Annotated in this window: 23 protein-coding genes; 12 read left to right on the top strand and 11 right to left on the bottom strand. The window is 40.4% G+C overall.

From position 1 onward, the window contains the following. Positions 1-7 precede the first annotated feature (7 nt). From hxlA to HWQ49_RS06395, 4 genes are all read left to right on the top strand, one after another. Positions 8-628, top strand: coding sequence for a 3-hexulose-6-phosphate synthase (hxlA, locus tag HWQ49_RS06410; RefSeq protein ID WP_188206776.1), 621 nt, complete (start codon positions 8-10; stop codon positions 626-628). A gap of 5 nt (positions 629-633) precedes the next feature. Beyond that, positions 634-1,581, top strand: coding sequence for a Gfo/Idh/MocA family protein (locus HWQ49_RS06405; protein ID WP_188206775.1), 948 nt, complete (start codon positions 634-636; stop codon positions 1,579-1,581). Between the two features lie 81 nt (positions 1,582-1,662). Further along, positions 1,663-2,760, top strand: a complete 1,098-nt coding sequence (locus HWQ49_RS06400) for an NAD(P)/FAD-dependent oxidoreductase (protein ID WP_188206774.1) — start codon at positions 1,663-1,665, stop codon at positions 2,758-2,760. 47 nt (positions 2,761-2,807) lie between these two features. Further along, complete coding sequence (locus tag HWQ49_RS06395) at positions 2,808-3,749, top strand: nucleoside hydrolase (protein ID WP_188206773.1); 942 nt, start codon at positions 2,808-2,810, stop codon at positions 3,747-3,749. A gap of 352 nt (positions 3,750-4,101) precedes the next feature. Here the strand turns inward: HWQ49_RS06395 and HWQ49_RS06390 are convergent, their stop codons facing one another. Further along, entirely contained in the window at positions 4,102-4,626 is a 525-nt protein-coding gene (locus HWQ49_RS06390) for a DoxX family membrane protein (RefSeq protein ID WP_188206772.1), read from the bottom strand. Between the two features lie 467 nt (positions 4,627-5,093). Continuing rightward, complete coding sequence (locus HWQ49_RS06385) at positions 5,094-5,678, bottom strand: TetR/AcrR family transcriptional regulator (protein ID WP_188206771.1); 585 nt, start codon at positions 5,676-5,678, stop codon at positions 5,094-5,096. A 156-nt stretch (positions 5,679-5,834) separates the two neighbouring features. On the opposite strand from HWQ49_RS06385, the gene HWQ49_RS06380 reads away from it, so the two are divergent. Continuing rightward, a complete protein-coding gene (locus tag HWQ49_RS06380; protein ID WP_188206770.1) occupies positions 5,835-6,755 on the top strand; it encodes an ABC transporter ATP-binding protein in 921 nt (306 codons plus the stop codon). After that, positions 6,748-8,349, top strand: a complete 1,602-nt coding sequence (locus tag HWQ49_RS06375) for an ABC transporter permease (RefSeq protein WP_188206769.1) — start codon at positions 6,748-6,750, stop codon at positions 8,347-8,349. The genes HWQ49_RS06380 and HWQ49_RS06375 overlap by 8 nt, the downstream gene beginning before the upstream one ends. A gap of 225 nt (positions 8,350-8,574) precedes the next feature. Here the strand turns inward: HWQ49_RS06375 and HWQ49_RS06370 are convergent, their stop codons facing one another. Then, the gene (locus HWQ49_RS06370; RefSeq protein ID WP_188206768.1) at positions 8,575-9,672 is read right to left on the bottom strand and encodes an ABC transporter ATP-binding protein; all 1,098 of its coding nucleotides are present in this window, start codon (positions 9,670-9,672) and stop codon (positions 8,575-8,577) included. 140 nt (positions 9,673-9,812) lie between these two features. Between HWQ49_RS06370 and HWQ49_RS06365 the strand changes: the two genes are divergently transcribed. After that, positions 9,813-10,778: an N-acetylglucosamine kinase gene (locus HWQ49_RS06365; RefSeq protein ID WP_188206767.1), complete on the top strand. Its 966-nt coding sequence runs from the start codon at positions 9,813-9,815 to the stop codon at positions 10,776-10,778. A gap of 337 nt (positions 10,779-11,115) precedes the next feature. On the opposite strand, the gene HWQ49_RS06360 is transcribed toward HWQ49_RS06365, so the two are convergent. Both HWQ49_RS06360 and glcD read right to left on the bottom strand, forming a co-directional pair. Beyond that, positions 11,116-12,423, bottom strand: a complete 1,308-nt coding sequence (locus HWQ49_RS06360) for a (Fe-S)-binding protein (RefSeq protein ID WP_188206766.1) — start codon at positions 12,421-12,423, stop codon at positions 11,116-11,118. After that, entirely contained in the window at positions 12,420-13,829 is a 1,410-nt protein-coding gene (glcD, locus tag HWQ49_RS06355) for a glycolate oxidase subunit GlcD (RefSeq protein WP_188206765.1), read from the bottom strand. The genes HWQ49_RS06360 and glcD overlap by 4 nt, the downstream gene beginning before the upstream one ends. A 125-nt stretch (positions 13,830-13,954) precedes the next feature. Between glcD and nagA the strand changes: the two genes are divergently transcribed. From nagA to HWQ49_RS06340, 3 genes are all read left to right on the top strand, one after another. Beyond that, complete coding sequence (nagA, locus tag HWQ49_RS06350) at positions 13,955-15,100, top strand: N-acetylglucosamine-6-phosphate deacetylase (protein WP_188206764.1); 1,146 nt, start codon at positions 13,955-13,957, stop codon at positions 15,098-15,100. Further along, the gene (gene nagB / locus HWQ49_RS06345; protein ID WP_188206763.1) at positions 15,081-15,788 is read left to right on the top strand and encodes a glucosamine-6-phosphate deaminase; all 708 of its coding nucleotides are present in this window, start codon (positions 15,081-15,083) and stop codon (positions 15,786-15,788) included. The genes nagA and nagB overlap by 20 nt, the downstream gene beginning before the upstream one ends. Positions 15,789-15,854: 66 nt before the next feature. Then, on the top strand, positions 15,855-16,715 hold the full coding sequence (locus tag HWQ49_RS06340) for a MurR/RpiR family transcriptional regulator (protein ID WP_188206762.1): 861 nt from the start codon (positions 15,855-15,857) through the stop codon (positions 16,713-16,715). 9 nt (positions 16,716-16,724) lie between these two features. On the opposite strand, the gene HWQ49_RS06335 is transcribed toward HWQ49_RS06340, so the two are convergent. The 3 genes from HWQ49_RS06335 to HWQ49_RS06325 all read right to left on the bottom strand — a co-directional run bounded on the left by HWQ49_RS06335 (position 16,725) and on the right by HWQ49_RS06325 (position 18,945). Then, positions 16,725-17,573 (bottom strand): PucR family transcriptional regulator, encoded by an 849-nt coding sequence (locus HWQ49_RS06335; RefSeq protein WP_188206761.1) that lies wholly within the window; start codon positions 17,571-17,573, stop codon positions 16,725-16,727. A gap of 112 nt (positions 17,574-17,685) precedes the next feature. Beyond that, positions 17,686-18,138 carry a hypothetical protein gene (locus HWQ49_RS06330; RefSeq protein WP_188206760.1) on the bottom strand — a complete coding sequence of 151 codons (453 nt, stop codon included), beginning with the start codon at positions 18,136-18,138 and terminating at the stop codon, positions 17,686-17,688. Then, on the bottom strand, positions 18,139-18,945 hold the full coding sequence (locus HWQ49_RS06325) for a DUF3100 domain-containing protein (protein ID WP_188206759.1): 807 nt from the start codon (positions 18,943-18,945) through the stop codon (positions 18,139-18,141). It abuts the gene before it with no gap. Between the two features lie 176 nt (positions 18,946-19,121). Between HWQ49_RS06325 and fabI the strand changes: the two genes are divergently transcribed. Next, on the top strand, positions 19,122-19,901 hold the full coding sequence (fabI, locus tag HWQ49_RS06320; RefSeq protein WP_188206758.1) for an enoyl-ACP reductase FabI: 780 nt from the start codon (positions 19,122-19,124) through the stop codon (positions 19,899-19,901). 202 nt (positions 19,902-20,103) lie between these two features. Here fabI and HWQ49_RS06315 read toward each other — a convergent pair whose 3' ends face one another. From HWQ49_RS06315 to HWQ49_RS06305, 3 genes are all read right to left on the bottom strand, one after another. Further along, positions 20,104-21,468, bottom strand: coding sequence for a hypothetical protein (locus HWQ49_RS06315; RefSeq protein ID WP_188206757.1), 1,365 nt, complete (start codon positions 21,466-21,468; stop codon positions 20,104-20,106). Positions 21,469-21,789: 321 nt separating this feature from the next. Then, entirely contained in the window at positions 21,790-21,996 is a 207-nt protein-coding gene (locus HWQ49_RS06310; protein WP_188206756.1) for a zinc ribbon domain-containing protein, read from the bottom strand. Between the two features lie 63 nt (positions 21,997-22,059). Beyond that, on the bottom strand, positions 22,060-22,869 hold the full coding sequence (locus HWQ49_RS06305) for a YitT family protein (RefSeq protein ID WP_188206937.1): 810 nt from the start codon (positions 22,867-22,869) through the stop codon (positions 22,060-22,062). Between the two features lie 211 nt (positions 22,870-23,080). Here HWQ49_RS06305 and HWQ49_RS06300 point away from each other — a divergent pair, with 211 nt between their 5' ends. Then, the gene (locus tag HWQ49_RS06300; RefSeq protein ID WP_188206755.1) at positions 23,081-24,022 is read left to right on the top strand and encodes a nucleoside hydrolase; all 942 of its coding nucleotides are present in this window, start codon (positions 23,081-23,083) and stop codon (positions 24,020-24,022) included. Positions 24,023-24,440 lie beyond the last annotated feature (418 nt).

Raw genomic sequence — 24,440 nt, 5'->3', positions numbered from 1 at the left:
TTCTTAAGTGAAATTACAATTAGCACTTGATCGTTTAACGTGGGATGAATGTATGAACGTTTTAAACGAAACCCAAGAGCAGATTGATATTATTGAAGTCGGTACAGGTGTTATTAAAGAGTACGGGATGGCGATTGTAAGAGAAATTAGAAAAGCTTTTCCCAACCATATAATCTTGTCTGATATGAAAACGTGTGATGCAGGTGGACATGAAGCGAAACAAGCCTTTGAAGCTGGATCTGACATCGTGACAGTGATGGCTTTTTCCTCACCACTTACGATTCAAGATACCATGACGGTAGCAGAGGAGTTCGGTGGCCGTGTGATGGTTGACCTGCTTGAAGTAAAGGATCAAGAACCGTTACAAAAGTTAACCGATCTAAATGTCGATTTAGTTAGCTTACACGTTGGCAAAGACCAACAAAAAGAAGGGGTCTTTAATTCAGAACTATTTAAGCTGGTTGATGGTTTTCCATTTGAAGTAGCTGTTGCTGGTGGCATTAATGAGGATACGGCTGAGCAAGTGGCTGAAGGAAATCCTGATATGGTCATTGTTGGAAGTGCTATCACTAAAGCCAAAGATCCTGTAGCTGTTGCTAAAAATATTCGTGAAACCATAAAGGGGTAAGGTTTATGCTTAAGATTGCAACCATGGGTACAAGCCAGATTACCCATTCCTTTATTGATGCGACTCAATATGTCAATCATGTCGATGTAGTAGCTGTGTTTTCAAGAAATGAAGACACGGCTTCTTCTTTAGCCAAAAAGTTTAGTATCTCGACACATTATACAAATTTAGCCGACATGTTAACTGATTCAGGGATTGATTGTGTGTATGTTGCCACACCGAATACCTTTCACTTTGACCATGTTATGCAATGTTTAAAGAAAAAGAAGCATGTCATTTGTGAGAAGCCGATGTTTATGACGGTGGATGAGTGGTCTCAAGCTTATGAAGAGGCTGATCGCCAAGGAGTATATCTTTTTGAGGCAATGCGCAACCTTCATACGCCTAATTTTAAGAAGTTGGCTGAATCCTTAAATCAGGTCGGAAAGGTAAGAAGTGTTTACCTACATAGGATTAGATACTCTTCTAAGTATGATGCTTTTTTACAAGGAGAGGTTGCCAGTGTTTTTTCTAAGGAAATGGGTGGTGGTGCTCTAAGAGATTTAGGAGTTTATCCACTTAGTCTTGTCATTGCTCTTTTTGGTGCACCTAATTCGTCTACATACTTCCCAGTTCGGTTACATACTGGTGTGGATGGAAGCGGTACGTTGGTGCTCGAGTATGACGAGTTTAATTGTGTTTTGATGTGTTCTAAACTATCAACCTCTTATAATTATGGAGAATTCCAAGGTGAGAAGGGAACGTTGATTATAGATAATCCTGCACCTATAAGCCAGATTCAGTTTCAACCGATTAAAGACGAAAGTCAATTACTTAAAACTGAGGAACCTCTTCCTAATATGAGTTACCAGATTGAGAACTTTGCTAGGATGATTCTTGAACGAGATGAGCATGCCTATCACTATTATCGTGATATAAGTAAGCAAGTTGTCTCTATTGTTGAAGGGTGTTAAAAAAATCAGTGAATATGAGTTTTTCTAACAGTCTATCTCCTTTTTCTTATGATATATTAGGATTAAAGAGGAGGGACCGATATGAAACAGGTTGTCGTTGGCGCTGGTATTCTAGGCACTTCAATTGCTTATTATTTACAAAAACGAGGTGTGGATGTCTTATTAGTCGATGCCGATTTTAAAGGGAAGGCAACGAAAGCTGGTGCTGGGATTGTTTGTCCTTGGGTGTCTAGTAGAAAGGACCCTGACTTGTACCGTTTGGCGAGGGCTGGGGCCATTTATTACCCTGAATTGGTTGAGGAGTTAAAGCAAGATTCAGACCTTGAGACAGGTTATCAGTTGTGTGGTGCTTTGGCATTAGGTCAAGATGAAGAAGATCTAGACCGTCTTTACCAAGAAGCTGTTAGTAAAAGGGAGGAGACGGATTTTGTTGGTGAGGTTAGGAAGTTAAACAACGAAGAAGCAAAAGAGATGTTCCCCCCTTTACAAGATGATGTTTCTGCGGTCTATGTGTCTGGTGGAGCTCGTGTTGATGGGCAAAAATTAAATGAAGCTTTATTAAAAGGATTTCAGAAACATGGTGGCGAGCTTTTAGAAGAGGAGATAAGCTTGGCGAGTGATGATGGTGAGGTTTACATTGAGACAGGTCGTGGCAACATGGCCGTAAAACAAGTGATTCTAGCAGCTGGTGCTTGGTCGAAGGACCTTCTTGCCCCAATCGGTGTTGACCTTACATTAGAGCCTCAGCGTGGTCAAATTGCTCATGTTTATACGGAACAAGATACTAGAGATTGGCCGGTTGTTCTACCGCAGACGAGCCATTATATGTTAGCTTTTGAGGACTCAAGGGTTGTCTTTGGTGCGACTCGTGAGACAGGTAGTGGCTTTGATTATCGATTGACAGCAGGGGGAGTCCATGAAGTTTTACATGAAGGATTAACAGTGGCTCCAGGTTTACGTGATGCGACTCTAGGAGAGGTGCGTATTGGGTTTAGACCGATGGGGCCAGACTACAAGCCGTTATTAGGAAGAGTATCAGACTTTGATAACCTCATTGTTGCGACTGGCTTAGGTCCTTCTGGTTTAACGATAGGTCCTTATGTCGGTAAGCTAATTGGACAGTTAGCTTTGGGTGAAGAGGTAGAAGTCGATCTGTCCTATTATGACCCACTAAGGTAATTTGCTATAATTGTTAGTGTATGACATATAACAAGGGAGACATAACGATGAACAGAATTCCTACTATTATTGATTGCGACCCAGGTATTGATGATGTCATGATGCTATTGTTAGCTTTACGTCATGAGAAGACAGATGTCAAATTAATTACTACAAGTGCGGGTAATCAAACTCAAGATAAAGTGGTCAGTAACGCGCTTCGATTTGTCAGCTACATAAATGAAAAGGTAGAGATTGCTCGAGGCCTTGAGAAACCGTTTCTTCGTGATTTGGTTATTGCTGATCATATACATGGTGAGTCTGGAATTGGTGGTGTTGAGTTACCCGAGCCAAGCTTAGAAGAAAGCGATCGTACGGCGATTGAAGCAATGTTAGCGACTTTAAAAGAAACGACCGAGCCAGTGACGATTATTGCGACAGGACCACTAACAAATGTGGGGGCACTTCTTTTGGCTCATCCAGAAGTTAAGCCGAAGATTAAACAGATTTCTGTTATGGGTGGAGCAGTTAAAGGTGGTAATGTCACACCTCAAGCAGAATTTAATATCTATGTGGACCCTGAAGCGGCTGAACTTGTGTTTAACAGTGGAGTACCTGTTGTGATGAGTGGTTTAGATGTTACCCATAAAGCGTATTTAGATGATCAAGATTTAGCACGCTTAAAGGGGAAAGGAACAGAACTAGCTGAAATGCTTCATCATATGTTGCAATTTTATAAGGATGCACAAGGGGCTTCGCCTTTCCACGAATCCTATTATGAAGAGGTTGTACGCCTCCATGATTTATGTGCTGCTGCCTATGTTATTGACCCGAGCTTGTTTCAAGGTGATGACTTCTATGCAAAAGTAGAGTGTGAAGGTAGACATACGTCTGGTGCCACAGTGGTTGATCATATGCGTCAGACAGGCATGGACCCTAATATTCATGTCCTATACGGCGTTGACCGTGAGCGATTTGTAGACTTATTTTTGAGTAGTTTTGATCGTTAAATCGATGATCGGTTAAAAAGCCAAGAAAGCCAAGAATCATCATAGGATGAATCTTGGCTTTTTTATATAATGGCTCTGTTAAAGCTTAGTGTTGATAATAAGAAGATTTTCGCTTAGTTGTTGTATGGTGGGAGCGAAGGTGGCGACTCCAGGTCGGTGAAAACGCCACGTCCTGTGGCATCACCGACACTAGCACGTCCTGTGCGTCGCGGGAACAGCACGAGCTGAAGATCCACTTGGGAAACGCTTTTCTTCCCAAGTTAGCTGAAGCCGTGCCCACGGAAAGCGTCCACCGGAAGTGAATCACCATAACAACAACGGACTTTAACAGAGCCTATATAATAAGATCTGTTTAAGCGACATTTAACTTCTTGTTTGTGACAGTGCTATTTTTGTCTTTAGTGAATAAGGCTTGTTTTAGATAAGGTAACACCCAACGGTCACCACCAAAGCGCCCAGCATTTGCACCTGCTACTAAGATGAATATGGCAATCATGACCATCAAAGGATTAGTTGAAATCGTTCCAGCAAACATAAAAGCAAAATTCATCACCACTCCAAAAAATGCGGCCATATTAGTTAATATTCCTAACATAAGACCCAAACCAACTAGAACCTCTCCCCAAGCGACCATAAAACTAAATAATTCTGTATTTGGTAAAGCAAATCTCTCTATGAAAGCTACATAAGTAGGGTAGACTAATTGTTCTTCTTGCATAACAGGATTAGCAAGTGCGCCGTTTAAATAGCCACCTGCGTTAAAGTCACCCATGACCTTGCCAATACCTGCAGATAACCACATCCAACCTAAATATAATCGTAAGAATGTTAAAATTCCCGCTGCTACTTTGTTCGTGCGTAAGAATTGACTAAACATTTTAGTTCCCCCTTGTTAGGTATCTGAAGTTAGTAAATGACTTGTCGCGACTTGTGAAAGAAAGTTTGTGAATCATTTCACAATCTTATTGTAACGTGTTTACTAAAGGTTGTCTATAGACTTCACAAATAATACAAATATCAGGATTTAACCTATGAATAGGGGGGGCGATTAACAACAAGGGAGGACAAAAGTGTTTTGGGCAAATACTTAATTCGAAAATAGGTTCAAGTCGGGCTGGAGAGTGCTTGTCAAGACAGATTTCATGGGGAAAGTGACTCAAAACGGTTAAGAGAATAGCTCTCAAGACGGTTTTCGTGAGGAAAGTGACTCAAAACAGTCAAGAGAGCATCGACGTTACCCCTCGGAGCACGGATCTGGGTTCAAATGGTATTACCTCTTCAGATGCATCTCTCTAAGCTATGATGGTATTCATGATTTGTAACATATGAGCTTTCGAGTACTGCTTAATCTTTTTTCCCAACAATCCCATAAAACAATAAATTGGTGATATCCTCTGTCAATGGAAGGATCTGTTTATAGACATCCTCTTTTTGCATATATTCTCTTAACATTTGCATATAAAATAAGATCGCTTCATTGGAAACATTCTGGTTAACATATCCCTTCGCTCTTCCTTCATTAAAGAATTCCATCAGTCGGGGGATACCTCGTTCTTGGTAAAACTCTTCGATATAGTTCGTTCCTTGTGAGTATTCCTTCATGAAATAGTTGTAGAAATCTTCGTGAATGTTATCGGCTGCTTCTTTTTTGTTAAAGATTAATTGTTTAATCTTATCGTGATAATTCATGTCACTATCAAGAATTTCTACAACTTCTAACCAGGACTGATCAACATAGTATTTAAAAACCTCATGTATCAGATTGTTTTTACTTTCAAAGTAATTATAGATGGTCACTTGTGAAACATTGGCTTTTGTTGCAATTTCAGAAATGGACACCTTTTGTACACCATATTCTTTAAATAAGGCTAATGCTGCATTAAGTATATTGTTTTTCTTTTGTTCTCTACGCCTTTGAAACCCATCCATGATATTCACCTCAGATTTATTTTAATCAAATTTTTGAAATAAAACAATTAAAAAAGTTCAAAAAAGGGTATTGCTGTTAGGTAGTGTTTTGTATAATATGAAATATATAGATTAAAATATTTCAAAACTAAATTCTCTGTTTAGGGGGAGGATCATATGTCCGTGTTAAAAGCGACGAATGTGACAAAGAGGTTCGGAAAGTTTACGGCATTAGATGGGGTTAACTTAGAAGTCAATAAAGGGGAAGTGTTTGGTTTTATCGGCCCGAATGGTGCAGGTAAGTCGACAACGATCCGAGTGTTATTGGGCATTTTAAAAGCGACTGAAGGTGAAGCAAAGATCTTTGGTAAAGATGTCTGGGATGATGCTGTAGATATTCATGAACGCATTGCTTACGTTCCGGGGGATGTAAATCTATGGCCTAATCTGACAGGTGGAGAAGTGATTGATTTATTTGTGAAATTACGAGGAGGAAATAACAAAAATAGACGGGAAGAGTTGATCGAGCGCTTTAAATTAGATCCCACGAAGAAGTGTCGTACGTATTCAAAAGGTAATCGACAGAAGGTAGCGCTAATTTCAGCTTTTTCCTCGGATGCCGATCTATATATTTTAGATGAGCCTACTTCTGGGTTAGATCCGTTAATGGAGCAAGTTTTCCAAGAGTGTGTGATGGAAGCGAAGGAAGCAGGAAAGAGTGTACTGTTATCCAGTCATATATTATCCGAGGTCGAAAAGCTATGTGACCGCGTCGGAATCATACGTGAAGGTAAGATGATTGAAACAGGGTCATTAAATGAGTTACGTCATTTAACGCGCACGAATCTATTGGTAGAGACGAAGGAGCCTATAAGTGGTTTAGCTGAAATGAAAGGGGTTCATGATCTAGAGGGTGAGAATCAAAGCCTTTCTTTTCAAGTGGACACTGAAGAGTTAGAAACGGTCATTCGGCATGTTAGTCAATTTGGGGTTGTCAAACTGGAGAGCGCACCACCGACATTAGAAGATTTATTCATGCGACATTATGAAGGGCAGGATCAACTAGTGTCAGAATCAGGAGGAGAGACTAATGGCTAATACAAACTTAAAGGGGACCGGACGACTTTCATGGTTAATTATTCGACGTGATCGTATTCGTATTCCTTTATGGTTTATTGGAATCATCTTCTTTACCTTGATTGTACCTGTTTCTTTTAAAGATCTATATGGAACACAACAGGAAAGAGATGTCATGGCAGAAACCATGGAAAATCCGGCGATGATTGCGATGGTAGGTCCGGCTGATTTGTCTAATTATACACTAGGGGTTATGACGGCTCACCAAATGTTGCTGTTAACAGCTGTGGTGGTTGGGCTAATGAGTATTTTGTTGGTCACGCGTCATACAAGAGCAGATGAAGAAGATGGCCGGATCGAAATGATTCGCTCGCTTCCAGTCGGTCGTCTCGCTAATTTAAATTCGACGTTGGTTGTTTATGTGATGGTTAATGTGGTGTTGGCTTTGATTGCTGGGTTTGGATTATACGCGTTGAATATAGAAAGTATCGATTTAGAAGGTTCGTTGTTATATGGTGCTGCCTTAGGAGCGACAGGAATCGTGTTTACCGGTATAACAGCTCTGTTTGCGCAGCTCTCTGATAGTTCTAGAGGGACGATGGGACTGTCGATAGCTGTATTAATTATTACCTATCTCATTCGTGGCGTAGGAGACGTTAGCCAGGAGGCTTTAAGTATGATCTCTCCCCTTGGATGGGTTACGAAAACAGAAGCTTATGACGCAAATAACTGGTGGCCCATCTTCCTAATGCTCGGACTGTCGATCATACTATTTATCTTGGCAAATTACTTAAATGCAATTAGAGATTTGGAAGCGGGATTTTTACCATCTAAACCTGGTAAAAGTCATGCATCAAGATTGTTACAAACACCAATTGGTTTAGCATTAAAGTTGCAGCGAACGGGAATCATTGCATGGGCAATCGGCTTATTGGTCATTGGTGTCTCTTATGGATCAATATTAGGTGATTTAGATAGTTTCTTTGAAGGTAATGACATGATGACGGAGTTGCTTGCAAATGAAACAGGATTTTCCTTTACTGAACAGTTTATCTCGATGATTATGATGGTGATGGCCTTATTAGCGACGGTTCCACCGGTGATGGCAATGAATAAATTATATGGTGAAGAAAAGAAGGGTCGCATTGAACATTTCTTAAGTCGATCGATTTCACGAACAAAACTAATGGCGAGTTTTGTAATCATTTCTGTCATTAATGCTTTTGTGATGGTTTCGTTGACGGGAATTGGATTATGGAGTGCAGCAGTATTCGTGATGGATGAACCATTTGAGTTTTCGACTATTTTGGGAATGGCTATAGCTTACTACCCGGCCGTATTGGTCATGATCAGTGTTGCTGTTTTGTTAATTGGTTTTTTACCGAGGTTAGTAAGTGTTGTTTGGCTGTATGTTCTATATTCATTTTTCGTCCTTTACTTAGGCCAAATGTTCCAATTTTCCGATTGGGTTGGGAAACTATCGCCATTTGGACATATTCCACAGCTTCCAGTCGATGAAATGATGTGGATGCCTATGATCGTGTTAACTCTTATTGCTGCTATGGTGACTACTATAGGATTCGTGGGGTATCGAACAAGGGATATAGAAGGATGATGATGTAAAAAAACTCAAGTTCAAGTATAATTGAACTTGAGTTTTTTAATATAATTTAAATAGATTCAGGAGGGCTTTAGTTGCAATCACACGGTTTTCATGCAGTCATATTTGACATGGACGGGGTCATAAGTCCTAGATCGAAGGTGTTTAGCTTATGCTTTTAAACTATTTGTTGGTGTAACGATACAAGATAAGTGGTTCAATCGTATCTAGTGATTTTGTTTATTTAATCCGTTCTTCCGTTTCTGTATCAAAGAAGTGCGCTTTGTTCATATCTAGTGCCAGTTTAACTTGATCGCCCGGGCTAATCGTTGAGCGCGCGTCAACTCGTGCGATAAACTCTTGGTCGCCAATTCTGGAGTATAGGTATGACTCAGAACCCATCAATTCTGCAACTTCAATTTCAGCATCAAATGCTGCATCTTTAGCAGAATCAATAAACACTGGCTCATCATGAATATCCTCAGGACGGACACCTAAAATGATATCCTTACCAACATAGCCTTGATCGCGTAATACTTTCATTCTGCCTTCTGGAATAGCTATTTTCTCATCAGCAATCTGCACTGATCCGTCTTCGATCGTTCCGTTAAAGAAGTTCATGGCTGGTGAACCGATAAAGCCACCGACAAAGACGTTATTTGGGTTGTCGAATACTTCTTTTGGAGAACCGACTTGTTGGACGACTCCATCTTTCATCACGACTAAACGAGTTGCCATCGTCATCGCTTCCGTTTGGTCGTGTGTGACGTAGATCGTTGTGGTTTGTAGGCGTTGGTGTAGTTTTTGAATTTCTGTACGCATTTGTACACGTAATTTTGCATCTAAGTTGGATAATGGTTCATCCATTAAGAATACCTTGGCATCACGAACGATCGCACGCCCTAGTGCGACACGCTGACGTTGACCACCTGATAAAGCTTTTGGTTTACGATCGAGATATTCTTCTAGCCCAAGAATTTTGGCTGCTTCATGAACTTTCTCTTTAATGACGTCTTTTTTAAACTTACGCAATTTAAGTCCGAATGCGATGTTATCATAAACCGTCATGTGAGGGTAAAGCGCGTAGTTCTGGAAAACCATCGCGATGTCACGGTTTTTCGGTGGGATGTCATTAACGCGTTTGTCATCAATTAACAAGTCCCCACTTGAGATTTCCTCTAAACCTGCAATCATCCTTAAAGTAGTTGATTTACCACACCCTGATGGACCAACGAACACGATGAACTCCTTATCTTGAATATGTAAGTTGAAATCCTTAACAGCATGTACGTCCTTGTCATAAATTTTATTAATATGATCTAACTTTAATTCTGCCATTCGTAACCACCCCTTCTAATCGATATTGTACATAAAAGCGCTTTCAATTTATATATCAAAAGTGCACATGTTTAATAGATTAAGAGTGTGCAATATGCTATTGTAATTATATAAATACAAACATGATGGAGTGACGTCTTATGACAATCGTTTTAGGAATCGATGGAGGAGGAACGGGAACTCAAGCTGTTTTAGCCGATGAATATGGAAAGGTTTATGCGTCTGTAGAGGTAGGACCAACTAATCCTAACGCGGTCTCATATGAAAAGCTAGACCAGACTATTCAATACATGTTAGCAGAGTTAAAGAAACAAGCACCCGGGGCTTACGAGCAGATCCAAATTGGGTTTGCTGGAATGTCGGGTGTGGGTGATTCTAGTAAAAGTAGTTTGGTAGAGACGATTTTTGCGAAGTATGTTGGTGAAGACTTTGATGTGATTGTCTATAATGATGCAATTAGCGCTTTATATGCGAGAACCTTAGGTGAACCAGGTATTGTTCAAATCGCTGGAACCGGCTCGATTACATACGGGATTAACGATCGTGGTGAATCCTCTCGAATTGGGGGGTGGGGCTACTTATTTGGTGATGAGGGAAGTGGTTATGCGATCGGTCAAGCAACGATTCGTATGGCTTTTCATACCCGTGACGGGAAAATTGAAGCAGATCAGTTAATGAATCGGGTCAAGGAGCACTACGGAGTGGATGTTGTTCCAGATATCATTCCAGTTGTCTATAACTCGAATAGCCCTAGAGAAACAATCGCTTCGTTAAGTAAAACCGTTTTTGACCTGTATGATCAAGGCGATGAATTTGCTAGATCGATTATTGAACAAGCTGCGAGTGACCTAGCTCAATCTATTCATACAATGCTCACCAATCACTTTAACGGTAAGCAATATGTTGTGCTAGCTGGAGGTTTATTTAAACGTCAAGACGTCTTGCTTCCACTGTTAGAGAAACGTTTAGGAGAGAGTGCATTGTTAACAGTGATGGACCTAGAGCCAGTAGTTGGTTCAGTTGTAGCTGCATTAAAAGAAGTGAATGTTCGACCTGCTAGTCATTTTAGGGAGCAGATGAAAGTGGTTGGGACAAAAGTGATTTAGCGATGGTAAAACCGAACCTCTAGTTGGTGCAAATACTCCCTGAAATATACTTCGCTTTCCGTGGGCACGACCTAAACCTCCTCGCGGAAAAACACCACCGTGGGGTCTTCGGATACGTGCTGTTCCCACAGGAGTCTAGTATATTTCCTGCGCTTACTAGTGCATTGTTCGGCATTAAACTATATCACTTCGCTACGCCCCAGCCACCTATCAAAAAATATAAAAAAAGTCTGAAATAATTCGACTTTCCCCGAATTCCACTCTCACTTCGCTGGCCGAATTAATCGTCCCGTTCGCTGGATTTCTACCATTTCTCAAGTAATGACTGGTTGGCACCTTACTCATCCAATGCTTCAAGTAACAAGTCAGCTAGATGAACGGCACGCATCTTGTCTGTTTTGCCTTCGCGTTCGATCCCAAGTTTCATTTGTAGAAGGCAGCCCGGGTTACTCGTGACTATGGTTGTTGCCTGTGTTGTTTCAACTTTCTCCATCTTGTGATCAAGAATTTGCATTGACATTTCCGGTTGGGTTAGGTTATAAATCCCTGCTGAACCACAGCACTGATCTGCGCCAGTTAGCTCGGTGAATTGAACTTGGTCAATGGCCTGAATTAATATGCGTGGTGCATCGATGACACCCATCACGTTGCGCAAATGGCAAGAATCCTGGTATGTGATGATTTGTGGGTCGATCCTTAATTTGTGGTCGTTTATAAAATCGTGCTCTAGTAAAATCGTTGAGAAGTCGACGATTTTGTCGGTAAATGCTTTTGCCCGTTCAGCCCAATCAAGATCATTCTTAAGCAGATGGTCATAATCATGAAGAAATGCACCACATCCACCCGCATTGGTTATGATATATTCTGCCTCAACACTTTCGAAGGCAACGATATTCTGTTTGGCTAACTCTAAGGAGCCACCTTTTTCACCACTATGCCCGTGTAAGGCTCCACAGCAATTCTGCGTTTCGGGTACGACTACCTCACAACCAGCTTGATTAAGTAGCTCGATCGTTGAGCGATTCGTTTCATGAAACAACGTATCCATTAAACACCCTTTAAACATAGCAACGGTAGCTTTAGTTTCAGATTGTTTGCTTGGAAAACGAGCGGCTATTTGACGCTCGTTTTTCTTTGGAGACTCTGGTAACACCCGTTCCATTTGTTGCATATGTTCTGGGAAAAAGTTCATCACTTTTAACTTTCGCGTTACTTTTTGCAAGCCAGAACGTTGATAGAATCCGAGTAAACTAGTTGCTTGTTCCATCTTTTTCGGGTTGGTGAAAAGGCCTTCTAAAGTCGCTTTACGTAGGGCCTTCTCTTTTAAAGGGACATCTTTATGCTCTTGGAAAATTGCCCGTGCTTCTTCTAGCATATGTCCATAATTGACTCCGGCTGGACAAGCTGGTTCACATGCGCGACAACCTAAACAAACGTTCAACGTATGCTCTACTTCTTCAACCTCTTCAATTTCGCCATTTCGAACCGCCATCATAAGGGAAATCCGCCCACGAGGTGAGTGAACTTCATCTTGTGTTTCAATATAGGTTGGACATGCTGGTAAGCAGAAGCCACAGCGCATACAGTTTAGGAGTTCATCTTCACTAATCCGTTCTTCAAAGGCTTGTTGAATATCCGTTGTCATGAGGAAACCACCACCCTTTTTCGCGTTGATTTGGCAAACATTTTCCTTGGGTTCATGATATTGTTAGGATCAAACGCTTTCTTGATCTGTTTCATCAGCTGTAACCCCTCTTCGCCAACTTTCCAAGCTAGATAAGGGGATTTCATCTCGCCGACGCCATGTTCACCGGTAATCGTGCCACCTAGTTCAATAGCTTTGGCAAAAATGTCTTCAAAAGCATGCTCAACTCGCTCCCATTCATCTTTGTCCCTCACATCGGTTGTACAAGTAGGATGTAGGTTTCCATCACCTGCGTGACCGAATGTAGCAATGGTGACACGATGTTTCTTGGCAATCTCATTAATGGCTTTCACCATAGTAGCGATTTCAGAACGTGGGACAGTTGCATCTTCTAATATGGTGGTAGGGCTAAGTCTAGCAAGAGCTGATAGTGCGGTTCGTCGAGCTTCGCGTAATTGATGAGCTTCAGATTCAGTGTCGGCTATGTTTGTCTTGATCGCACCATGTTTTTCTGCGAGCTGCTGAATCTTTATGATATCGTCTTTAACAATCTCATCTTTACCGTCTTGTTCAATTAGGAGAACTGCTTCTGCATCTACAGGTAATCCAACATGGGAAAACTCCTCAACAGCTCTGATTGTCGGTTGGTCGATAAACTCTAGCGTGGCTGGTGTTATTTTGTTAGCAATAATACTAGAAACTGTTTCTGCCGCCTGTTCTATAGAATCATAGACTGCTAGTAACGTTTGCTTTGTTTCAGGTTTAGGAATCAATTTTAATGTGGCTTCGGTTATTATTCCTAATGTCCCTTCAGACCCGACCATTAACTTGGTCAAGTCATAACCAGCGACATCTTTAGCTAACTTGCCACCGGTTCGAACCACCTCACCATTAGGCAAGACTATTTCTAAGGCGAGAACGTAATCTTTAGTAACTCCATATTTTAACCCACGAAGGCCACCAGAGTTTTCGTTAATATTTCCTCCAATGGTCGAGATTTTCATCGAACTAGGGTCAGGAGGGTAAAACAATCCTTCAGCTTCAACCGTTTCACAAATTGTTTGGGTAATCACACCAGGCTGGACAGTAATAGTTAAATTTTCTTTATCTAGCTCCAAGATTTCTGCCATGCGATTAAACAGTAGCACAACGCCACCTTGTGTGGGAGTAGTTCCCGCTGCCAGATTGGTTCCAGAACCCCTCGGCACAATGGGGATTTGATGTTGGTTGCATATCGAGACGATTTGTTGGATTTCTGTTGTGTCTTTTGGTGAAATGACAGCGTCTGGTAATGCTTGAAAGTTAGGTGTGGCATCAAAAGAATAAGCTAAGCGTGATGACTGTTTCGTCTGTATATGTGAACTTCCGACAACGTTCGTTAACTCCTCAATCCAGGGTTGCGACATGTGTTGAACACTCCTTTACTTAAGTTCATTAACTCTATTATAATATGAGAATGTTTATGTTAAAATAAAATTACGAAAATTAATAATGTTTATTAAAAAAATAGTTCAGTCTGGAGGTGAACAGGATGTACACTATTAATCATGTGAATATCTATTTGGAAGAACATGTCATCCATGATGGGTCAGTGACCGTTAAAGACGGGAAAATCAAGCAAATACTTGAACGACCTGTTGAAGATGGGGAGGTCATTAATGGGCGTGGGCTTCATTTAGTACCCGGTTTAATTGATACTCATATTCATGGTGCCGTCGGCTATGATGTGATGGATGAGTCAACTGATGCGTTAACTGAAATGGCCAAAGCACTCCCTAAAGAAGGGACGACTTCATTTCTAGCAACAACGGTAACAAGTCCACTACCTGATTTGGACCTTGCTATAGAACGAATTGCTAATTACCAAGGTGTAGAAGGAACGGCTGAGATTTTAGGCGCTCATGTTGAAGGGCCGTTTATTGCTAAAAATAAGGCGGGTGCTCAGCCTGTTGATTCTATTGTAACACCAGATGTTGAAGTGATGAAAAGGTGGTTAAGTTACGGTGTGGTGAAAGCGGTTACCTTTGCGCCTGAATTAGAGAATGGTCACGAGCTTTTGCGTCTGTTAAATGAGCACGGTGTTGTTACGTCTGCTGGTCACACGGATGCCAAGTTTGATGATATTAAAGAGGCAGTGGACATTGGCTTGCAACAATTAACGCATTTGTGTAATGCCATGAATGGGATTCATCACCGGGAAGTTGGCGCGGTGGGAGCAGCGATGTTAATAGAAAAGTTGAAAAGTGAATTGATTGCCGATGGGATTCATGTGTCAGAGCCGATGTTGAAGTTAATTTATGATACGATTGGCCCTGAGCGCATTATGTTAATAACTGATGCGATGCGCGCTAAAGATCTTTATGATGGAACATATACACTAGGTGGTCAAACGGTCACAGTTGAGGGTGATCAAGCGACTTTAGCAAATGGGACGCTAGCTGGAAGTGTTCTAAAAATGGACCAGGGTGTAAGACGAATGATGACTCTCTGTGGAGCTAGTTTTCATGATGTCATTCGTATGGCATCAGAGAACCCAGCCAAGCAATATGGTGTCTGGGACCGAAAAGGAAGTATAGCAGTTGGTAAAGATGCTGATTTTCTATTAGTCGATGATGACTTTCAGATACAAGCAACTTATTGTAAAGGAGTCATTGGTTATGAAACAGATACTAACTAACCACTACCAAGAATTTAGTAAGCAGGCAGCAGAATTGGTCTTAGATTTAGTCAATCATCAACCCGATGCAACCTTAGGGCTTGCGACGGGTAGTACACCACAAGGAATGTATGAAATCATCAGACAGTCTAGGGCTGATTTTTCCAAGGTAACGACCTTTAATTTGGATGAGTATGTCGGATTAGGAGCGCATCACCCACAAAGTTACCGAACTTTTATGAATCAAGAGTTGTTTAACCATATACAAGTGTATGAATCTAATATTCCTAATGGCTTAGCAAATGATTTAGAAAAAGAGTGTCAGCGCTATGAAGAGAAGATTCAATCATCAGGAGGGATTGATCTTCAGATTTTAGGGTTAGGACATAATGGGCATATCGGTTTTAATGAACCTGGAACCCCATTCACTTCAAGAACCCATGTCGTTAATTTAGCTGAAACGACTAGGCAGGCGAATGCGCGTTTTTTTAACCGCTTAGATGAAGTTCCAACTCAAGCGATTACGATGGGGATTGAATCGATTATGGAAGCGAAACAGATCCTATTACTTGTTTATGGATCTGATAAAAGTAAGGCATTAGATCGTTTGCTTAATGGAGAAGTGAGTGAGTCTTTCCCAGCAAGTATTCTCCACAAGCATGATCATGTAACATTGTTGCATGTAGAGGTAGTCAGTCGGATTTGTTAACTATCAGGTTGCACGACCATATTTGGTTGTTAGAAAATAAATAGAGTAAGGAAGGGAGGTAAGGTTATGGCGGAACTGAAAGGTGGTTTGATCATTCTTAAGGAGATGGTTGATCACTTACCACCATCCGAACAAAAGATTGCTAACTACGTGATTCAAAATCCCCAACAGTCGATCCAAATGACTGCTTTATCATTAGGTAATGCTAGTCAAACCAGTAGTGCAGCAGTGATTCGTATGTGTAAATCGCTAGGATTTAAGAGCTTTCAGGAGTTTAAGTTAAGAGTGGCTGGTGATTTACGAGTAGATTCCTCCACTGAGTATCGCGATATTGAACCAAATGAAAGTTATGAGGCCATTATTGAAAAGGTCACATCCAATACCGTGCAAACTATCAAAGAATCAGCAGATATCTTAGATTCAAAACGATTAACTAATGCTGTTGAGGCATTGATTAACGCGAAGTCTATATTGTTTGTAGGGTTTGGTGCGTCTTATATTACTGCAAAGGACGCCGAACAAAAGTTCATTCGGATTAATAAGCCGGTTCAAGCTTTTTCTGATCTACATATGGCAGCGACAACAGTCGCTAACAAGGGAGAAGGTGACGTGGTTGTCGGGATTTCCTTTTCGGGAAACACCCGTGAAGTGGAGAAGATACTTAGTTTAGCTAATAGAAATGGCGCTAAGACAATCAGTATTACGAAGTATGGCAAATCGCGTGTTGCAGAGCTGGCAGACATACAGTTATTTACCTCAGCCGCAAGAGAACCGGCGTTTAGAAGTGGGGCAACATCCTCAAGAATTGCCCAGCTCCACCTGATTGACATTTTATTTATGTGTTTGGCTTCAGATCATTTCGATCAAACCGTTCACCATATTGATCAAACAAGAGAGGCCATCTCATTCATTAAAGATGAATCCTGACCCGGCAAGCTACGATAAAAATTCAATGCAAATATAGGCTTTTAAGCTATCGTCAAACTGCCGGATATCAAGCCCGGTTAAGTCTTGAAACTTGTCGATTCGTTTTTGAACAGTATTACGGTGCATATATAATTCCTTAGCCACCATAGAGATATTAATCTGGTGTTTAATAACGGTTTTGATTGTGTGAAGCAGCTCTTCATCATTTTTTGCTTCTTTAACAATGGATTCGATAAAAAAGAGTTGATCTTCCTCTGTCAATTGATTCATCATTTTTGGTAAGAGTGCTTCCTTCTGAGTAATCACACGTTGATGAGTTGATTGTAAAGCGACTGGAGCCACTTGGTTAGTCCAATGGAACAATTTAGGCAGTAACTCTAGTTTGGTAAATTTATCCGATTCAAAAATCCGAAGCTTAACCTCAAGATCACTTGATAAAATATCAACGATTTCGGTAAAGCTTAAGGGCACCTCATCAGTTTCTAGCGGTTCAATGATGAAAACGGTATTGGACGATGGCTCTATCGTGATGAGTGACTTGGACAGGATATCTTCTAACGTTTCTTTAAGTAATAAATGGTCCAAGGGCTGTTCAATAGCGATAACCAATAATCTATATGCATCAAGGTCAAACGGTGGTTCATCGCGACAACCGTTTAAGAAATCTCGCCATTCGAGTTCATCTTGTGAGTGGGTTTGAGCCGGTAAGAAGGCATCAAGCAACTCTATCGCTTCTTCTGATAGGTCCGAGATCGGTATCCCATACCACTGACCATTATGTAAAAACGAATAATAGTTGGGTTGACGTTCATTCAATTTTACTAAACTTGGATAGATTGCTTTTAACTGTTCAATCATTCGTGGACTCACTCCATTATCTTTAACTACAGTAAATTATAGCATGTCTATAGTGAAAAAAGGAGCTGTCTCAAAAGTGTTCAGAACAACTTTTGGCAGCTCTTTTTCATGGTTAAATTATACCTTGCATTCGTAAGACAATTTCTGCAATGATTGCCGAACCGAGAAAAGTCCCGAGTAAGACAAAAGAAGCAACAACAATGGTTTTCCATCCGAGCTTCATAAAGTCCGTCCATGAACGGCCAATTGCAATTCCGGCATAGGCTAAGATCGGTGTCGTTAAGGCTAACAGCTCAACTTCTGTTGTCCATGCTACGATATATTCAGAGCTAGGTGTCCAAGGCATGGAAATGAGTATACCGTAGATAGCGATATAGGCAACACTTGGAAGTTTAAAAGGTAGGATTTTTTGCGTCACCAAACCGAGTAACGAGATTAGGATTAAGACTATCATACCTGGAAGAGCTGATAACGGTGTAATATCGTATCCAAACCAATTGCCGAATAAAGTCACAATCCCAAAGATCGATAGAAGCAACGTCCATTCTTGAATGTTTTTCAGCATCTATTTCACCCCATTCTCGTCATGAAACTTGTTTTTAGTCATTAAGCGATAGAGCTTTTCCGTTAACGGTAGAGCGATGAATAAGCTGACATATAATCCAGTGGATAAGGATAATAGATTACTAGCACCAGCATAGGCAATAATTTGATTTTCTAGTTCAGGGAAGGCCCCGATTAGTGAACCACTAGCAGCTGCCATCATACTGCCACTTCCAATACCTGATGCCATGGCAAAGGATAAGGGATCTAGTGGAGTTAATGTGGCTAAGAATCCAGCAATTAGGCCCATAAAAATGGCACCAAATACCGTACCAAAAATGTATACGGCCATCACTCCTCGACCTTCAGGTGAACCGAAACCAAACTTGTCCATAATTAACCCGACGTTTGGCTCACGAGCGACAGAGTGAGTCATTCCAATTGCCTCTCGTTTAAGACCAAGAAAAATCGCAACCGGTAAGGCGATTAAAATCGTTCCTAAGTTACCTAGTTCCTGTAATAATAAAGCCGGACCAGCAGCGATAATATCAGGAAGGTCAGGCCCGACCACAACCCCGATCTTAGCCAGTAATAACGACACCCCAAGAACAATTAACGGCTCCGATTTTTCCGACTGTTTCTCTGAAATAACTGGGGTAAAGTAAAGCATAATACCGATTATAATAGCGTAAAGCATAGGAAGTAACATCACGACACCAGGACCAATCTGGAATTCATGGGTCCCGATCCACTCAGCTCCGATTACAATCAACAATACGGTGATATGTAATCGCCAATCTTTCCAAATATTTCTCAGTTGATCACTCACGACAAATCCCCCTTTTTGTTCACTCTATATTTTTAAATATTATGAATAATGACATTTTACCACAAATTTGTTGCGTGTCATCCTTTTCGAGATATTCTACAACACATTAGTACCAACTACTAATATGATGTGATATAATGAGTCCACAAAATAATCTTGTTTTATAGGAGGCAAGTATGGAGGATCTACTTAAACTCAAAGGAAAAAATATAGTGATTATGGGTGTTGCGAACCAACGAAGTATTGCATGGGGTGTTGCGCAATCCTTGCATAATGCTGGTGCCAACCTTATTTTCACTTATCGCAAAGACCGTTCATTCAAAAAAATAACTAAGCTATTAGAAGACTATGACATGGAAGCTAAATTAGTGGTCCAATGTGATGTCAATGATGACGAAAGCATTAAAGCTTGCTTTGATGAGATTAAATCAGAAGTTAGTACTGTTCATGGAATTGTTCATTCGATTGCTTTTGCTAATGCGGAGGACTTAAGAGGAGATTTTGTTGAAACGTCAAGAGATGGGTTTGCATTTGCCCAAGACACCAGCGCTTACTCTTTAATTGCAGTTGCTAGAGAGGCAAAAGACTTAATGACAGAAGGTGGCTCGATTATAGCGATGAGTTACCTTGGAGCAGAGCGAGTGGTAAAAGGATACAACGTTATGGGGGTTGCCAAAGCGTCACTCGAATCGTCTGTTAAATATTTAGCGACCGACTTAGGTAATCAAAACATTCGAGTTAATGCGATTTCAGCGGGTGCGATTCGTACCTTAGCGGCTAAAGGTATTCCATCTTTTAATGAAGTTCTTCATCATATCGAGGAACATTCGCCACTTGGTCGTAATGTTACACAAGAGGAAGTCGGTGACATGACTTTATCTTTACTAAGTCACCTTTCTAGAGGAGTTACCGGTGAAATTGTTTATGTAGACTCAGGTTATAATATTATTGGTTAAAACGAAGGATAAGCTGTCTCAACAGTTATTAAAGACTGATGAGGCAGCTTTTTTTTGCTCTCTAAGGTTGATGTTGTAGGGGGAGTGCTCACGTAATCGTATGGTCGACTCAATGCCGATAGAGGTCTGTCGAGAGCTCGTATGGTCAAAGAGAAGCTTGTCTCAATGCCGTTAAACCAGTCTCATCCTCAAAAATCGCTTCTTACGATAAAATGACGTACAACACAACCATAACTAAATAAGAAATACCCCACAAAGTTAGTGCAAAGATTAAATTATTTTTAGGTCCAATTGCTATGGGGTTACTTTGCGTTAGGCCAGACATTAATAAATTCAGTCCAGAGAATGGTGATGAAATTACTGAAACCATCCAGCTTGCAAGTAATCCAAAGCTTAATAACAAATGATCATCTGCGAAAAGAGGTGAGGTACTCAAGGTAATTCCAAGAGCCGTCATTGTTATGATTGGGTGTATACCAAGAAAAGAGAGCACATTAACGACTATTAGGATCAATGGGATTAGGATTAACACATGTGATATTCCTAATAAATCGATAAAATAAATGATCCAATCGCTTGCTCCAGCATCCAAAATAGCTGAACCAAAAGCACCTGCAGCAATAAACAGTGATAATTCATTACCCATAGCCGGTAGGCGCTCTTGAGTAAAGTTGAGTAAGCTTTTCCCAAATTGTTTAACGGATTGGTAAAACAATGACCAGATGACTGAAAAGACGATTGCTATGATCGGGATAATCGTTAAGACAGATAAGTCCACTTGAAATTCAATCACCATAATGACAGCAGTCATTACCATAATGATTAACAATAACTCGATTAGTTTTCGTTTAGCTTGCTCGATGGGAACGATTGTATCATTTTCGTCTGCATGGATCTGGATTGGTTCATCGTGTTTCTTCTCCATCAGTGTACCAAGGAAAATTCCGATGACCGCCATCGAGATGCCAATCGGAAATAGTTGAATCCATGTCACATCGAAGTAAGAAATAATTAGCGCCACAGAAATAAAATAGGGTGACCACATAAACGCCATCGCAAAACCACGGCCTAATGCACGTGTTCGAACAAGACGATAAGATTGATAGGATTTCGTATCTGTTAATTGATACATAATCGGTACAGTCCCAAGGTTCATCACTGAGCCAATCCCCATGAGGGCAGATGTTAAGTATGTATATAGTTGTTGAGATGTTTTAATATAATGGTTAAAAACCGTCTCCATATAGGTCAGGTAGTTACCTTCTTTGATCGGAATGGATATTAGAGGAACGAAAATAAAAATTGCTAAAACAGACACGTTGGTATTAAGTCCGATAAACATTCCCCACAATCCATCCCCCTGAATAAAGAAAATCAAAGACAAGACTAATAGTGAACTAATTAAGATCAGTGGGACTTTTTTTAAATAAGGAATAAAAGATATAATGGCTATCATCGCAAAGAAGCTGACGAGAATGGGGATTAGTTGATGATCGATAAATTCTGAGAGCAAATAGCTTGTCCCCATCAATAAGGTGGCGACCGGGCGTATGATGATTGGTTTCAAGTTGTCATTCCCTCCATAGGTCAAATTTCGATTGATTGTCTATTTTTCATTGTATAACATCATAAGCCTTTTAGCATCGTTATTGACTGATTTTTGATGAGTGAATTATAGAGGGGAGGATCACAACACAGTTGGTCATAGATTAATTGAGAGGTCATTGAAAAGTCTATTTCTTTATGGAGTTTGGGTATCCAGCGAGGTTCTGATTTATTCAGCGAAGTTCCTCATTATATCGGTGAAATCCAGATTAATCTGGAGAAAATAAAAATTTTCCGGCGAACGTCAATTTAATTCGACGAACGCCAGAATATCATCATGACTTTAACTACCGAAGAAGAAGTCAAATACATTGCCGGCTGTTGAGGTTTTGGCATTGTAAAACTCTGAGTAACCACAGTTTTTACAGAAAACCACTCGGAATTTGTTGTTCTGAACATCGAACATTTTCGACAGTCCACTTCCTGTCATTGCGACTTCTTTTTGATCAGCATCGGTACTTCCACATTTAATACATCCTCGTTCGTTCATCATCATACTCCTTTCACCTTTATTGGTAGTATTCAATAATTAAATGATAACATCCTTCTAGTATTAATGATTTTCTTTATATCCTTTTCTAAGAATCTCTTGAACTCGGTGAACGGTTACGTATGCTTCCTCATCAATGTTTTCAAGTATTTTTCTTAGTTGGACAATTTCTCGTTTATTAATCACTAAATAAAGGACTTCTTTATCGACTTTGGAGTATCCACCGTGTCCATCTAGGATTGTAACGCCTCGCCCCATTTTATTCATGATGGCTTTTAGAATCGAGTCAGGATGATTAGAAATGATCATCACAGCTGTCCGTTCATCTGCACCTTCAACAATGGTGTCAATAATTTTTGCGCCGATGTAAATAGCGACCAGGGTGTACATGGCTTTTTCCTGACCGATGACGAAAACTGAACCGATGATCACCGTGATATCAATGACAAGCATCGACTTTCCAATACTCCATCCTAGTAATTGACTCATCATTCTAGCGATGATTGTCGCTCCACCTGATGTTCCACCTGCTCGTAATATTAATCCAAGACCAACTCCGACAAATAATCCGGCAAATAAAGCAGCTAAGAGAGTATCCCCATTTTGAGATTGTCCAAGATTGACCGTTATATGTAAAAATAATGATGAGAAAATGATCGCAACAATTGTGTAGATGGTCATTCGTTTAGTGAAAAATTTATAACCAATAGCTACTAATGAAGTGTTTAATATAAAGTTAACAACTCCAGGTGACCACCCGAAAAGGTAGTGAGTAACGATGGTAACACCAATCACTCCACCTTCAGACAAACTGTTCGGGATCGCGAAGTAGTTAATCCCGATGGCAAAGACCAAAGAGCCAATGATGATCATCGCATATTCCTGTATACGTTTAACCAACGGACCCCTCCTATTCGTGAGAAATTACTTGATTTCTATGAATATGTTAATAATTATAGTACAAAAAAATGAGACAACAACCTTATAGATGTAAGTCATAAATATTTCAATTTATTTATAATAGTAGTAAACTATTAGTAAGCGATTACAAACAAGTATAAGTAGCAACTAGGAGGCAATAGATATGGTAGAGAAGAGAAAAGTTATTTTAGATTGTGATCCAGGACATGATGATGCGATTTCCATGATTTTAGCTGCTGCCAACGACAAAATTGAGATTGAAGCAATTACAACGGTTGCTGGAAATGTTGAAGTTGATAAGACAACTTTAAATGCCCTTCGCGTTTGTGACATCATTGGGTTAAAAGACGTTCCGGTTGCTGAAGGCCAAAATCGGCCAATGGTAAGAGAAACACAAATTGCTGAATCTATCCATGGTGACTCTGGGTTAGATGGACCCAACTTACCTGAAGTCCCTTCAAAAGAATCAATCGATCAGCATGCGGTTGATTTAATTATTGAAAAAGTGATGGAGTCTGATGGTGACCTCACATTAGTGCCAACGGGGCCTTTAACCAATATAGCAATGGCAATGGTAAAAGAACCTAAAATCGTCCCTAAAATTAAAGAAATTGTCTTGATGGGTGGTGGGACGTTTGGTAATTGGACACCAGCTGCCGAATTTAACATTTGGGTTGATGCTGAAGCTGCGAAAGTTGTTTTCACAAGTGGAGTTCCAATCGCCATGTTTGGTTTAGATGTTACACACCAGGCTCAAGCAACAGATGAAACGATTGAACGGTTTGCCCAAATTGACAATCCGGTCTCCGAGTTTGTTGTAGAATTACTACGCTTCTTTAAGAAAACATATAAAGAAGTGTTTGGTTTTGATGGTGCACCCATTCACGATGCGTGCACGGTTGCTTACTTGATTGACCCAAGCATCTTTGAATGTGTTGACGTTCGTGTAGATATTGAGACTAAAGGTGAATTCACATATGGCATGACTTGTGTTGATTTATTAGGAGTGACTGGACGTGAGGCAAATACAAAATTTGCACAATCTCTAGATCAAGATAAGTTTTGGGATCTCCTATCAGACGCATTAGCCACCTATTCTAAATAAAATGATGTTAACTAACCTCAGAAAGGAGTTTTCTTTTTGAGGTTTTATCTTTGTGAACGAGGTTCCAATCAACAAAAAACAGTACTCCAATCAACCAATGCTCCACACTCACTCCAACTCGATTCGGAAAATGGCTCATTTGCTTGAGCAAATGATCATAATCATGTATAAAAGATGCTAATGGTATTTTATAATGAAAGTTCGTACACTAAATCACTTTTTAAATATTACGCTCTGTTAAAGTCCGTTGTTGTTATGGTGCTTCGCTTTCGGTGGACGCTTTCCGCGGGCACGGCTTCAGCTAACTTGGGAAGAAAAGCACTTCCCAAGTGGATCTTCAGCTCGCGCTTTTCCCGCTGGAGTCGCCACCTTCGCTTTTCACCATACAACAACTAAGAACTATTCCTTAAATTATCAA

The sequence above is a fragment of the Alkalibacillus aidingensis genome, from assembly GCF_014595945.1.
GTDB classification, from domain to species: domain Bacteria; phylum Bacillota; class Bacilli; order Bacillales; family Alkalibacillaceae; genus Alkalibacillus; species Alkalibacillus aidingensis.
This window is presented reverse-complemented; position numbering and strand designations above follow the sequence as displayed.